The organism is Streptosporangium sp. NPDC000239 (genome assembly GCF_040300765.1).
Taxonomy (GTDB): domain Bacteria; phylum Actinomycetota; class Actinomycetes; order Streptosporangiales; family Streptosporangiaceae; genus Streptosporangium.
The window spans coordinates 686,901-699,468 of sequence record NZ_JBEPEI010000001.1; the positions used below are offsets into that span (position 1 = coordinate 686,901).

Genomic DNA, 12,568 nt, shown 5'->3' on the forward strand with positions numbered 1-12,568 from the left:
GCGGCGTAGCCTGAGGTGATGCTGAGGGGGACGGTCAAGACCTCTGACGTGGAGTCACCGGGACATCTGGGGGAACTCCTCGATCGGTGCGCCTACCTCGCGGACGAGGGGCTGGCCACGGCGGCGTTCCTGGCGCTGCGGATGGGCCGCCCGCTGCTGCTCGAAGGTGAGGCCGGGGTCGGCAAGACCGAGCTGGCCAGGACGCTCGCCACGGTGCTCGGCGCGCCGCTGATCAGGTTGCAGTGCTACGAGGGGCTCGACGGCCCCCAGGTGCTCTACGACTGGGACTTCGCCCGCCAGCTGCTGCACCTCAAGGCCGCGGAGGCGAGCGGGATCACCGACGCGGCGCGGCTTGAGGGGGAGGTCTACGACCGGCGCTTCCTGATCGCCAGGCCGTTGCTCAAGGCGGTGGAGACCCAGCCGAGCGTGCTGCTCGTCGACGAGGTCGACCGGGCCGACGTGGAGTTCGAGGCGATCCTGCTTGAGGTGCTGTCCGACTTCGCGATCTCCATCCCCGAGCTCGGCACGGTCCGGGCGCAGAGCCCGCCGGTCGTCGTGCTGACCTCCAACCGCACCCGCGAGCTGCACGACGCGCTGAGACGCCGCTGCCTCTACCACTGGCTCGAACACCCCTCCTTCGAGCGGGAGGTGACGATCCTGCTGCGCAGACTCCCGGGCTGCTCCAGGGCCCTGGCCGAGCAGGTGGCCGGGGCCGCGGGGCGGCTGCGCGAGGCCGGTCTGGTCAAGCCGCCCGGCGTCGCCGAGAGCCTCGACTGGGCCGAGGCACTGCTGACCCTGGGCGCCAGGGAGCTGGACCCCGGCCTGGCCGCGGCGACGCTGGGCGCCCTGCTCAAGCACCGCGAGGACCACGAGACGGTCCTTGGGAACGGATTCTTCGATGTCTCCCGTGGCTGAGGGCCCCCTGGAGGAGCCGGCGGACACAGTGGAGGACGCGGTGGAGGACGCGGGGCGCGACCTGGTCGCGGTCATGACCGGGTTCGCCAGGACGCTGCGCGCCGCCGGGGTGCCCGCCGACCACGAGCGGACCCAGGCCCTGTTGCGCGCGCTGGCCGTCCTCGGCGCGGCCGTCCCGCGCGGGGTCTACTGGGCGGGCAGACTCACCCTGTGCGCCTGTCCCGACGACCTGCCCCGCTACGACCGTGTCTTCGACGCCTACTTCGGCGGCACGCGGGCACGTCCGGTTCCCCCGCCCACGGTCAACGTCACCCGGGGCGTCACGACCCTGACCGGCACCCGGGGACAGGCGGGGGACGGTGAGGAGCGGGCGGCGGCCGCCAGCCCGGCGGAGGTCCTGCGCAACAGGGACGTGGCCGCGATGACCGGTGCCGAGCTGGCCGAGGTACGACGCCTGCTCGCCCTGCTGCGGGTGGATCGCGAGCGGCGCGGGTCACGACGGTTCGGCCCCTCCCGCAGGGGGCGCCTCGACGGCGGGGCGACGATCCGCGAGACCCTGCGGCACGGCGGCCAGACCGTACGGCTGCGCCACCGCGCCCACCGCACCAGGCCCCGCGGGGTCGTGCTGCTCGTCGACGTCAGCGGCTCCATGGCCCCCTACGCCGACACACTGCTGCGCCTGGGACACGCCCTGGTGCGCGCGGAGCCGAGGGCGACCGAGGTGTTCAGCGTGGGCACCCGCCTGACCAGGATCACCGCCGAGCTGCGCCTGCGTGACCCGGCGGCGGCGATGGAGGCCGTCTCCGCCGCCATCCCCGACTGGAACGGCGGAACCCGCCTCGGTGAGGAACTGCGGAGCCTCCTGCGGCTGCACGACGCGGCGGGCGCGACCGTCGTCATCGCCTCCGACGGGTGGGAGCGGGGCGACGCCTCGCTGCTCGGCGCGCAGATGGCCAGGCTGTCCAGGACCGCCCACCGGGTGATCTGGGTGAACCCGCACAAGGGGCAGGAGGGCTACCGCCCGCTCACCGCCGGGATGCGGGCGGCGCTGCCGTACGTGGACGACTTCGTGGCCGGGCACAGCCTGGCGGCCTTCGAGGCGCTGGCCCGGCTGCTGGGAGGGCGGAATGCGTGACATCCTCTCGCAGATCACGCGCTGGTGGGAGGCGGGTGAGACGTTCGGCCTGGCGACCGTGGTCGAGACCTTCCGCAGCGCGCCCCGGCCACCGGGAGCCTCGATGGCCGTCCTCGGGGAGGAGGCGGCGGGCAGCGTGTCCGGTGGCTGCGTCGAGGGAGCCGTCTACGAGCTGGCCCGTGAGGTGGCCGCCTCGGGGACCCCGGTGCTGCGGCGCTACGGGGTGAGCGACGACGACGCCTTCTCCGTCGGGCTGACCTGCGGGGGGATTCTGGACGTCTTCGTCGAGCCGGTCTCGCGCGGGACGTTCCCCGAGCTGGGGGAGGTCGCCGCGGCGGTGCGGGAACACGAGCCGGTCGCGGTCGCGACCGTGCTGTCCGGCCCGGGCGCCGTCGGGGCCCGCCGGGTGGTCGGCCCTGAGCGCGCCTCCGGCTCGCTGGGCCCGGCCAGGCTGGACGACGCGGTCGACGACGACGCCCGCGGCATGCTCGCCCAGGGTCTCACCGGGATCCGCCGGTACGGCCCGCACGGTGAGCGGCGCCTCGACGACCTGGCGGTCTTCGTGCACTCCTTCGCCCCGCCGCCCAGGATGCTGGTCTTCGGCGCCATCGACTTCGCCGCCGCGGTCGCCAGGATCGGCAGGTTCCTCGGCTACCACGTGGTGGTGTGCGACGCGCGTCCCGTCTTCGCCACGGCCAGGCGCTTCCCCGAGGCCGACGAGGTGGTCGTCAAGTGGCCGCACGACTACCTCAGCTCGGTCACCGTGGACGAGCGGACCGTGATCTGCGTGCTCACCCACGACCCCCGCTTCGACGTCCCGCTGCTGGAGGTGGCGCTGCGCACCCCGGCCATCTACGTCGGGGCGATGGGCTCACGCCGTACGCACGAGGACCGGCTGGCGCGGCTGCGCGAGGCGGGCCTGGGGGAGGAGGAGCTCGGGCGGCTGCGCTCGCCGATCGGCCTCGACCTGGGCGCGCGGACACCGGAGGAGACCGCGGTCTCCATCGCCGCCGAGCTGATCCAGCTGCGCTGGGGCGGCTCGGGACGGCCGCTGAGCGACGGCTCGGGCCGCATCCACGCGCCCGGCCGCCGGACATGACGCGGGCGGCGAGCGCGGGGCTGCTGCTGGCCGCAGGCGGCGGTTCCCGGCTCGGCACCCCCAAGGCGCTGGTCGAGCTGGACGGTGAGCGGCTGGTCGACCGGGGGGTCAGGCTGCTGCGTGAGGGCGGCTGCCATCCCGTGGTCGTCGTGCTCGGGGCCGCGGACGCTCAGGTGCGCGGGGCGGTCGTCGTGCGCAACCCGGACTGGCGGAGCGGCATGGGCTCCTCACTCAGGACCGGCCTGGCGGCGCTTCCCGGTGACGCGGAGCGGGTGGTGATCGCCCTGGCCGACCAGCCGTCCATCGGGCCGCGGGCCGTGCTCCGGCTGGTCGAGGCCGCGCGCCTGGGGGCCTCCGTGGCCGTCGCGACCTACGCGGGCAGGCGGCGGAACCCGGTGCTGGTCGCCAGGGAGCACTTCGCCGAGGTCGCCGGGCTCGCGGCCGGTGACGTGGGCGCCAGGGCCTTCCTCAGAGCGCACCCCGAACTGGTCGTCGAGGTGCCCTGCGACGACGTGGGCGACCCGGCCGACATCGACACCCCCGGCGACCTGGAGGCCTGGCGACGGCGGGGCTGAGATCAGGGGGTCTCCCGGTGCAGCCGGAAGGAGGCGACGGCGGCGCGGTGGTCACTGCCCGCCGCGGCCTCGACGCCCGCGGTGGCCGCGGTGAGGCCCCGGTAGAGGATGTGGTCGGGCCTGGTCACGGGGAAGGAGGCGGGCCAGGTGAAGCCGAACCCGGTCCCGGCCTCCTGCTGGGCGTCCAGGAGCGGCGGCACCAGGCCGGAGCGCTTACGGTCGGTCGTGGCGGTGTTGAGGTCGCCGAGCAGGAGAAGGCGCCGGCTGCCGTCGCGCTCGACGAGCCTTCCCGCCTGGGTGAGGGTCTCGTCCCGCTGGGCGGTCTGGCCGGGACGGGCCGAGGCCAGGTGCATCACGTAGACGGTCAGCCTGCCCTTCGGCGTCTGGACGACCGCCCGCAGCGCCCTGGCCCAGCCGAGCCCGATGTCCACCCGGCGAGCCTGCAGGATCGGGAACCTGCTCCACAGGCCGACCGTGTTCACCTGGTAGCGGTGCGGGAAGCGGTTGTCGAGCTCCTTGGCCGCGGGACCCCCCTCGGTCAGCTCCTGCACGGCGACCAGGTCCCGTCCGCCGGAGACGGTCCGTACGGCCTGCGCCGAGTCGCCGTTGGCCGCCCCCACGTTGATCGTGGCGACCGAGACGTCGCTCGGGCCGCCGGGGACGGCGCGCAGCAGCGTGGGGCCGAACATGATCCCCCAGACGGTCGCGGGCAGCAGCGCGGCGACGATCACCGGCCACGACCGGGTGACCAGGGCGCCGAGCAGCAGGAAGGGGACGGTGACGCCGAGCCAGGGCAGCAGGCTCTCCAGCACCGGGGTGAACCCTCCCAGGTCGGGCAGGAGTCCGTGGCCGCCGAGAACGAGGGCGAGCGCCCCCGCAAGCACCATGATCGCCCGCCTCAGCACACCGCTCCTCGTCCGCGCCACCATCGCGGGCCGTCCACCCCCGCCCGCACGGGCCTCCCGAGCCCGAGACCCGTACGCTACCGGCCTCGTGCGGGCGGCGCGGGTCTTGGAGCGGGCCGGAGGGAGTCGATAGCCTTCTGGGCAGAGAGAACGGAATAACATTCGGTTCCTGTGGTGCGGGAAGGACGATCCTGACGATGCGTATCGGTATGGCCCTGAGTTACGCGGGGGGCTTCAAGGAGACCGTGGACGAGCTGGCCGACTACGAGAGGGCGGGGCTGGACATCGTCTTCGTCGCCGAGGCGTACAGCTTCGACGCGGTCAGCCAGATGGGCTACATCGCGGCCAGGACCGAGCGGCTGCAGATCGCCTCGGGCATCCTGCCCATCTACTCGCGCACCCCCGCCCTGCTGGCCATGACCGCGGCCGGCATGGACTACGTCTCGGGCGGCCGTTTCACCCTGGGCATCGGCGCCTCGGGGCCGCAGGTGGTCGAGGGCTTCCACGGCGTGCCGTACACCGCGCCGCTCGGCCGCACGCGGGAGGTCGTCGAGATCTGCAGGCAGGTGTGGCGGCGCGAGCGCCTGGAGTACGAGGGAAGGCACTACACCCTTCCGCTGCCCGAGGGGGAGGGGACGGGGCTGGGCAAGTCGCTGAAGCTCGTCAACCACCCCGTCCGCGAGCGCATCCCCATCGTGATCGCGGCCATCGGCCCGAAGAACGTCGAGCTGTGCGCCGAGCTGGCCGAGGGCTGGGAGCCGATCTTCTACATGCCGGAGAAGGCCGCCGAGGTCTGGGGGGCCTCCCTGGCCGCGGGAGGGGCCAGGCGCGACCCCTCGCTGGGAGCCCTCGACGTCATCGCCCAGGCCCCGCTGGCCATCGGTGACGACGTGTCCGGCCTGGTCGACCTCGGACGTCCCGTCGCGGCCCTCTACATCGGCGGCATGGGCGCCAAGGGCAGGAACTTCTACAACGACCTGGCCCGCCGCTACGGCTACGAGAAGGAGGCCGAGGAGATCCAGGACCTCTACCTCGCGGGCAAGAAGGAGGAGGCGGCCGCGCTGGTCCCCAGGGAACTGCTTGAGGCCGTCTCGCTGATCGGGCCGGAGGGTCATGTGCGCGACCGCCTGCAGGCGATGCGCGACTCCGGCGTCACAACCGTCAACGTCACCCCGCTCGGCCGTACCCACGCCGAGCGCGTCCGGCTCGTCGAGAAGGTCGGGGAACTCGCCTCCTGAGCCCTGTCCGGGCCTTCTCTGGCCGGGGAGAACGTGATACTGATCACAGGTATAGATGAAATTTCCTACCAGAATAGGTGGTTTCACGCCCTGTGAGGTTCTCCCCGGTGACCCCTCTGCTCGTCGGGCGGCCGTATGTGGATCTGTGCCGCCTGAACGGCCAGCTCTGTCACTGAACGCATTTCCCGCTCCCCTCCCGCCCCGCGCGGGCACGTTCTCACGTCGGAGTCGCGTTCATGAAGAAAGTCTCCTTCTCCCTGCAGTTGCTGCTCGGCCTGGTGGCCGGTGCCGCACTCGGCTTCCTCGCCCGCGCGGGCGAGATCGCCTGGCTGACCACCACCCTGACCGAGGTCGGCAGGCTCTTCGTCCAGCTCCTCAAACTCGCCGTCCCGCCGCTCGTCCTCACCGCGGTCGTGGTCAGTGTCGCCAACCTGCGCAACGTCGGCGGAGCCGCCAGGCTCGCGGGCAAGACACTGCTGTGGTTCCTGGTCACCTCGCTGATCGCGGTGGTCATCGGCCTCGGCCTCGGCCTGGTCATCAACCCCGGCGAGGGCGTCACGATCTCCACCGCCGGGGCCAAGGCCCCCGACCTCGACGGCGCGGGGACCTGGCTCGACTTCGTGACCGGGATCATCCCGACCAACGTCGTCACGGCCTTCACCGAGCTCAACGTCCTGCAGATCGTCTTCATCGGGGTCGTCCTCGGCGCGGCGGCCCTGGCGGTCGGCGAGGCGGCCGAGCCGTTCCTCGTCCTCAGCCGCTCGGTGCTCGAACTGGTGCAGAAGGCCCTGTGGTGGGTCATCAGACTGGCCCCGATCGGCACCGCGGGCCTGATCGGCAAGTCCGTCGCCGCCTACGGATGGGACCTGCTGGCCCCGCTGGCCAAGCTCGGAGCGGGCGTCTACGTCGGCTGCCTGCTGGTGCTGCTGGTGAGCTACCCGCTGCTGCTCGCCCTCGTCGGCCGGGTCAGCCCGCTGACCTTCTACCGCAACGCCTGGCCCGCGATCGAGCTGGCCTTCGTCTCCCGCTCCTCGATCGGGACCCTGCCGCTGACCCAGCGGGTCACCGTCGAACGCCTGGGCGTCGACCGCGACTACGCCTCCTTCGCGGTGCCCTTCGGGGCGACCACCAAGATGGACGGCTGCGCCGCGATCTATCCCGCCCTCGCCGCGATCTTCGTGGCCCAGGTGTACGACGTCCCGCTCGGCCTCGGCCAGTACCTGCTGATCGCGTTCGTCTCGGTGGTCGGCTCCGCCGCGACCGCGGGCCTGACCGGCGCGGTCGTGATGCTCACCCTCACCCTGAGCACGCTCGGCCTGCCCCTTGAGGGCGTCGGCCTGCTCCTGGCCGTCGACCCGATCCTCGACATGATCCGTACGGCGACGAACGTGGCCGGGCAGATCGTGGTGCCCGTGCTCGTCGCCCGTTCCGAGGGCCGTCTCGACGAGGCGGTGCTGAACGCCCCGCCGCTGCCCCTGGACGAGACGTCCGCCAGACCGCTGGTCACCGGGGGCGCCCCCGCCCCCGCCTGACGCCCCGAGATGGCGGGCGGCACCTGCGGCCCGCCACCGCCTCTCCCGCCCGCCGCCGCCCAAGGTGTGGCGGGCGGGGGTGGAGACAGGGGCGGAGGAGGTCAATAGCATGCGAGGCATGACCGCCACCCACGCCACGCGCCGTACGCGTCTGGCGGAGCTGCTGCCCGCCCACGACGTGGACGCCGTCCTGGTCACCCGGGGGGTGAACGTGCGCTACCTGACCGGCCTGGCGAGCTCGAACGCCGCGGTGCTGGTCACGGCGGACGGCACCGCCACGCTGGCCACCGACTCCCGCTACACGGAGACCGCCAGGCGCCTGTGCCCGGATGTCGAGGTGCGCCAGGAACGCGACGTCGCGGGAAGCCTGGTCGCGACGGCGGCGGGCCGGGTCGGCGTCGAGGCGCACCACATGTCCGTGGCCGACTACTTCCGTCTCGGCGGGGACCTGCCGCGGCTGAGCGGGCTGGTCGAGTCGGTGCGCAGGGTCAAGGACGAGGAGGAGATCGACCTCATCCGCACCGCCTGCGCGCTCACCGACCAGGCCTTCGGCGACGTGCTGCCCAGGCTGCGGCCCGGAGTGACCGAACGGGAGGTCGCCAGGGCGCTGGAGACCCGGATGATCGAGCTGGGCGCGGACAAGCCCGCCTTCGACTCGATTGTCGCCTCGGGCCCGAACGGCTCGATCCCGCACCACTCGCCCTCGGAGCGTCCCCTGCAACGGGGAGACCTCGTGACCATGGACTTCGGGGCGCTGTACGACGGCTACCACGCCGACATGACCAGGACCGTGGCGATCGGGGAGCCCGCCGCCTGGCAGCGGGAGCTCTACGACCTGGTCAGGGCCGCCCAGCGGGCCGGCCGCCACGCCGTACGGCCGGGCGCGCTCACCCACGAGGTGGACGCCGCGGCCCGCGACCTGATCACCGCGGCCGGGCACGGTGAGCGCTTCGGGCACGGCCTGGGACACGGCGTCGGGCTGGAGATCCACGAGGTGCCGTTCCTGGCTCCGCCGAAGCCAGACAGCGATGCCGGGCACGCTAGACTAGAGGATCGAGTTCCGGTCACCGTCGAGCCTGGTGTCTACCTGCCGGGTATGGGCGGCGTCCGCATCGAGGACACGCTCGTGACGCGTGATGCCGGACCGGAGCTTCTCACACGGACGACCAAAGAGCTGCTTGTCCTTTAAAGAGCGGCCGTACGCAGGAGAAACTAGTGGCGACGACGAACGACCTCAAGAACGGCCTGGTGCTCAAGCTCGACGGCGGTGAGCTCTGGACGGTTGTGGAGTTCCAGCACGTCAAGCCCGGCAAGGGCGGTGCGTTCGTCCGCACCAAGCTGAAGAACATCAAGTCGGGCAAGGTCGTCGACAGGACCTTCAACGCGGGCGTCAAGGTCGAGGTGGCCAACGTCGACAAGCGCGAGATGCAGTTCTCCTACATGGACGGCGAAGAGTTCGTCTTCATGGACACCGAGACCTACGACATGCTCAACGTCTCCCGGGTGGCCGTCGGCGACAGCGCCAACTACCTGCTGGAGAACATGCTCGCCACCGTCGCGGTCAACGAGGGCAACGTGCTCTACGTCGAGCTGCCCGCGGCCGTCGACCTGATCATCGCCGAGACCGAGCCGGGCCTGCAGGGCGACCGCTCCACCGGCGGCACCAAGCCCGCCAAGCTGGAGACCGGCGCCGAGATCAAGGTGCCGCTGTTCATCACGACCGGTGAGAAGGTCAAGGTCGACACCCGCACCGGCGAATACCTCGGCCGCGCCTGATGTCCGCACGGGGTAAGGCGCGCAGGCGCGCGCTGGACATCCTCTTCGAGGCCGAGGCGCGCAGCCAGGACCCGCTCGCGGTTCTGGCCGAGCGTCTCGAAAGGGCGGAGCCGCCCGTCAACGAGTACACCGCGACCATCGTCGAGGGCGTGTGCAGGCACCGCGCGCGCATCGACGAGCTGATCACCACCTACGCCGAGGGATGGACGCTCGACCGCATGCCCGCGGTCGACCGCAACCTCCTGCGCGGCGGCACCTACGAGCTGCTGTGGATGCCCGACGTGCCCGAGGGCGTCGTCATCAGCGAGTGGGTCGGGCTGGCCTCCGAGCTGTCGACCGACGAGTCCCCGCAGTTCGTCAACGGCCTCATGGCCCGGTTCAAGCAGCTCAAGCCGTCCCTGGCGCTGTAGGTCACATCCGTGGGGAGGACCCCTCTCCGGTCCTCTCCACGGACGCGCCCGCGGGAGCCGTGAACGGACCTTTCCGTTCCGACCTCCTGAACCACGCGGCCCCGGTCCGAACTCCTTCCACGCCGGGGAAAGAGCAGATCGAGCCCGGCCCCGGTTCCTCCCCGGACGGCACCGGGTACGGCCCGGCGTAGGCTGGGGCTCGTACCGCGAAAGAGGAGGCGATCTTAAGTTGCGCGCCGTAGGCATCTCACGCCCGTCGGCCACTCCGGCGGTCCGCACCGCCGTCGTGTGGGACGTGTTGCGGGCAGTGCTCGCCGACCGGGTGGCCGCGACCGGCAGGGATCGGCTCGACATCGTCGACGCCGGAGGGGGCACGGGCGGCTTCGCCGTACCGCTGGCCGGGCTCGGGCACGCCGTCACCGTCGTCGATCCCAGTCCCGACTCGCTGGCCGCGCTCGAACGCCGGGCCGCCGAGGCCGGGGTCGGCGTTCGCGCCCTGCAGGGGGACGCGGCCGACCTGAAGGAGATCCTCCCCACGGACGGGGCGGACCTGGTGCTGTGCCACAGCGTCCTGGAGTACGTCGAGGACCCGGCGGGCGCCCTGGGCGCCATCGCGGGCCTGCTGCGCGAGGGGGGCGCCATCAGCGTGCTGGCCGCCAATCCGCTCGCCGCGGCCCTGCATCGTTCCATCGCGGGCCGGTTCGAGGAGGCACTGCAGGTCCTGGACGACCCGCAGGGGCGCTGGGGCGACCGCGACCCCACGCCGCGGCGGTTCACCCGCGAGACCCTGGCCGTGCTCCTGTCCGCCGCCGGGCTCACCCCCGGTGAGGTCCACGGTGTGCGGATCTTCGCCGACCTGGTGCCCAGCCGCCTGCTGGACGGGGAGCCGGGGGCCGCGCGCGCCCTGGTGGCCCTCGAACAGGCCGCCGCGGCCCACCCCGTGCTCAGGGACATCGCCACCCAGCTCCACGTCCTCGGCAGAAAGTGAGTTCTCGCCGAACGTGTGTTCCCATGTGTTTCGTACAATGGCCTCGTGTCGAGGAAACAGCAGGTGCCGCGTCCGGTCTCGGCGCTGGGCACGGACGACACCGGTTGTCCGATCCTCCACGTCGACATGGACGCCTTCTTCGCCAGCGTCGAGTTGCGTGAACGTCCCGAACTGCGCGGCCTGCCCGTCATCGTGGGCGCCCCCGGCCCGCGGGGGGTGGTGCTCAGCGCCACCTACGAGGCCAGGCGGTTCGGGGTGCACTCGGCCATGCCCATGATCCGCGCCCGGCGCCTGTGCCCCAGGGCCGTGATCATCCCGCCGAGCCGGGGAAAGTACTCCGAGGTCTCCAGGGGCGTCATGGAGATCTTCCGGACCTTCACCCCCGAGGTCGAGCCGATCGCCTCCGACGAGGCCTTCATGGACGTCGGCGGAGCGCGCAGAAGGCTCGGCCCGCCCGCCGCGATCGCCGCCATGATCCGTGAACGGGTCGCCGGCGAGCACGGGATCACCTGCTCCGTCGGGGTCGCCAACAGCAAGTTCGTGGCCAAGCTCGCCTCACAGCACTGCAAGCCGGACGGCCTGATGGTCGTCCCCTCGGACCAGGTCGTCGACTTCCTCCACCCGCTGCCCATCGCGGCGTTGTGGGGCGTGGGGGAGCGCACCGAGCGCTCCCTGGCGCGCCTGGGCGTCAGGACGGTCGGCGACCTCGCCAGGATCCCCGTCGAGACCCTCCAGCACGAGCTCGGCCAGGCCGTGGGAACCCACCTGGCGGCGCTGGCCTGGGGCCGTGACGAGCGCCGGGTCACCCCGCACACGCCGGACAAGAGCATCGGCGCCGAGGAGACATTCGCCACAGACGTCGACGACCCGGAGCGGATCCACCGGGAGCTGCTGCGCCTGTCGGAGCGGGTCGCGGCCAGGCTCAGACAGGCCGGTCACGCGGGCCGCACGGTCAGCGTCAAGCTCCGCAGGGCCGACTTCACCACCATCTCCAGGTCCCGCACCCTCAGAGAGCCGACCGACGTCGCCCGCGTCCTGTACGCCACGGCCCGCGACCTCTACGGCGCCTCCGGCCTGCTGGGAGTGCGGTTGCGCCTGGTCGGGGTGCGGGTCGAGAACCTCGTGCCGGCGGCCGGGGTGACCAGGCAACTCGGCCTGGGGGAGCGCGAGACGGGCTGGCGGGAGGCCGAGCAGGCGATGGACAGGGCGGCCCGCAGGTTCGGTCAGGATGCGGTGCTCCCGGCGTCGCTTGTTCGCCCGTCGTTTGGTGAAATAGATCTATGACACAGCCTCCGGTTTGGACTACGTTGGACGTTTTCTTTCGTCTACGTCTACAGCCTCGTATTCTGGGGATAACCGACCGCGAGGTTCGGACACCCCGTGTCGTCCGTCACCGTCTTCCCCGTACTGGGGCTGTCCTTGGGAGGCGCCGTGCCGCTCTCTGAGCACGAGCAGCGCTTGCTCGACCAGATCGAGCAGGCCCTCTACGCCGAGGACCCGAAGTGGGCCAATACCGTAAGGATCAGTGATCCACGCAGCCATTACAAGCGCCGCCTGGTGAAGGCCTCCATCGGCTTCGTCCTGGGCGTCGTCCTGTTGATGGTCGGCGTCGTGAACTACATCCCGCTCGGAGTCGGCGGTTTCGTGGTCATGCTCGCCGCGTGTCTGTGGGGTCTGTCCAGCTGGAAGCGCATGAACGGCTTCGGTGAGACCTCAGGGGCCGGCGGCCCCTCCCGCCAGACGGGCAGGGCGGGCCGCAGGAGTGGTCCCAAACCGAGTTTCATGGAACGGATGGAGGAGCGCTGGCGCCGTCGTAACGACGAGCGCTGAGCCTCTCCCCGCACCCTCTGGGACGGCACGCCCTCGGGGCACGGAGTCCGGCCGGGTCCCGTGCCGACTGGACCGTGCCACCTGGGTCATGCCGTCCGGACGTCTCCCCGAACCGTCCCCCGTGACCGCCTCCCTGTGACCGGTCTCCGGCCGGTGCCGCCGAAC

At 72.0% G+C, this 12,568-nt stretch carries 13 protein-coding genes; 12 read left to right on the top strand and 1 reads right to left on the bottom strand.

Going from position 1 to position 12,568, the window contains the following annotated elements:
• Positions 1-18 precede the first annotated feature (18 nt).
• From ABT340_RS03155 to ABT340_RS03170, 4 genes are read left to right on the top strand one after another with little or no spacing between them, the layout of a single operon-like run.
• Positions 19-915: an AAA family ATPase gene (locus ABT340_RS03155; protein ID WP_352008978.1), complete on the top strand. Its 897-nt coding sequence runs from the start codon at positions 19-21 to the stop codon at positions 913-915.
• Positions 899-2,050 carry a vWA domain-containing protein gene (locus ABT340_RS03160; RefSeq protein ID WP_502992401.1) on the top strand — a complete coding sequence of 384 codons (1,152 nt, stop codon included), beginning with the start codon at positions 899-901 and terminating at the stop codon, positions 2,048-2,050. The genes ABT340_RS03155 and ABT340_RS03160 overlap by 17 nt, the downstream gene beginning before the upstream one ends.
• Positions 2,043-3,149: an XdhC family protein gene (locus ABT340_RS03165; protein WP_352008980.1), complete on the top strand. Its 1,107-nt coding sequence runs from the start codon at positions 2,043-2,045 to the stop codon at positions 3,147-3,149. Before ABT340_RS03160 ends, ABT340_RS03165 begins: the two co-directional genes overlap by 8 nt.
• Positions 3,146-3,724, top strand: a complete 579-nt coding sequence (locus tag ABT340_RS03170; protein ID WP_352008981.1) for a nucleotidyltransferase family protein — start codon at positions 3,146-3,148, stop codon at positions 3,722-3,724. The genes ABT340_RS03165 and ABT340_RS03170 overlap by 4 nt, the downstream gene beginning before the upstream one ends.
• 2 nt (positions 3,725-3,726) lie before the next feature.
• Here the strand turns inward: ABT340_RS03170 and ABT340_RS03175 are convergent, their stop codons facing one another.
• Positions 3,727-4,629: an endonuclease/exonuclease/phosphatase family protein gene (locus ABT340_RS03175; RefSeq protein WP_352008982.1), complete on the bottom strand. Its 903-nt coding sequence runs from the start codon at positions 4,627-4,629 to the stop codon at positions 3,727-3,729.
• 197 nt (positions 4,630-4,826) lie between these two features.
• Here ABT340_RS03175 and ABT340_RS03180 point away from each other — a divergent pair, with 197 nt between their 5' ends.
• The 8 genes from ABT340_RS03180 to ABT340_RS03215 all read left to right on the top strand — a co-directional run bounded on the left by ABT340_RS03180 (position 4,827) and on the right by ABT340_RS03215 (position 12,403).
• Positions 4,827-5,867, top strand: a complete 1,041-nt coding sequence (locus ABT340_RS03180; RefSeq protein WP_352008983.1) for an LLM class F420-dependent oxidoreductase — start codon at positions 4,827-4,829, stop codon at positions 5,865-5,867.
• Positions 5,868-6,103: 236 nt separating this feature from the next.
• On the top strand, positions 6,104-7,399 hold the full coding sequence (locus ABT340_RS03185; protein ID WP_352008984.1) for a dicarboxylate/amino acid:cation symporter: 1,296 nt from the start codon (positions 6,104-6,106) through the stop codon (positions 7,397-7,399).
• A 118-nt stretch (positions 7,400-7,517) separates the two neighbouring features.
• Positions 7,518-8,588 carry a M24 family metallopeptidase gene (locus tag ABT340_RS03190; protein WP_352008985.1) on the top strand — a complete coding sequence of 357 codons (1,071 nt, stop codon included), beginning with the start codon at positions 7,518-7,520 and terminating at the stop codon, positions 8,586-8,588.
• 26 nt (positions 8,589-8,614) lie between these two features.
• A complete protein-coding gene (gene efp, locus ABT340_RS03195) occupies positions 8,615-9,175 on the top strand; it encodes an elongation factor P (protein ID WP_352008986.1) in 561 nt (186 codons plus the stop codon).
• Complete coding sequence (gene nusB, locus ABT340_RS03200) at positions 9,175-9,585, top strand: transcription antitermination factor NusB (RefSeq protein ID WP_352008987.1); 411 nt, start codon at positions 9,175-9,177, stop codon at positions 9,583-9,585. The genes efp and nusB overlap by 1 nt, the downstream gene beginning before the upstream one ends.
• Positions 9,586-9,814: 229 nt before the next feature.
• The gene (locus ABT340_RS03205; RefSeq protein ID WP_352008988.1) at positions 9,815-10,573 is read left to right on the top strand and encodes a class I SAM-dependent methyltransferase; all 759 of its coding nucleotides are present in this window, start codon (positions 9,815-9,817) and stop codon (positions 10,571-10,573) included.
• A 45-nt stretch (positions 10,574-10,618) separates the two neighbouring features.
• Positions 10,619-11,857 carry a DNA polymerase IV gene (locus tag ABT340_RS03210; RefSeq protein ID WP_352008989.1) on the top strand — a complete coding sequence of 413 codons (1,239 nt, stop codon included), beginning with the start codon at positions 10,619-10,621 and terminating at the stop codon, positions 11,855-11,857.
• 147 nt (positions 11,858-12,004) lie between these two features.
• Complete coding sequence (locus ABT340_RS03215) at positions 12,005-12,403, top strand: SCO2097 family morphological protein (RefSeq protein ID WP_352008990.1); 399 nt, start codon at positions 12,005-12,007, stop codon at positions 12,401-12,403.
• Positions 12,404-12,568: the final 165 nt, after the last annotated feature.

Excerpts from the sequence above, each read along its gene's own strand:
- ABT340_RS03155 (WP_352008978.1), top strand. The coding sequence starts at position 19 with ATGCTGAGGGGGACGGTCAAGACCTCTGACGTGGAGTCACCGGGACAT.
- ABT340_RS03160 (WP_502992401.1), top strand. The coding sequence starts at position 899 with ATGTCTCCCGTGGCTGAGGGCCCCCTGGAGGAGCCGGCGGACACAGTG.
- ABT340_RS03165 (WP_352008980.1), top strand. The coding sequence starts at position 2,043 with ATGCGTGACATCCTCTCGCAGATCACGCGCTGGTGGGAGGCGGGTGAG.
- ABT340_RS03170 (WP_352008981.1), top strand. The coding sequence starts at position 3,146 with ATGACGCGGGCGGCGAGCGCGGGGCTGCTGCTGGCCGCAGGCGGCGGT.
- ABT340_RS03180 (WP_352008983.1), top strand. The coding sequence starts at position 4,827 with ATGCGTATCGGTATGGCCCTGAGTTACGCGGGGGGCTTCAAGGAGACC.
- ABT340_RS03185 (WP_352008984.1), top strand. The coding sequence starts at position 6,104 with ATGAAGAAAGTCTCCTTCTCCCTGCAGTTGCTGCTCGGCCTGGTGGCC.
- ABT340_RS03190 (WP_352008985.1), top strand. The coding sequence starts at position 7,518 with ATGACCGCCACCCACGCCACGCGCCGTACGCGTCTGGCGGAGCTGCTG.
- nusB (WP_352008987.1), top strand. The coding sequence starts at position 9,175 with ATGTCCGCACGGGGTAAGGCGCGCAGGCGCGCGCTGGACATCCTCTTC.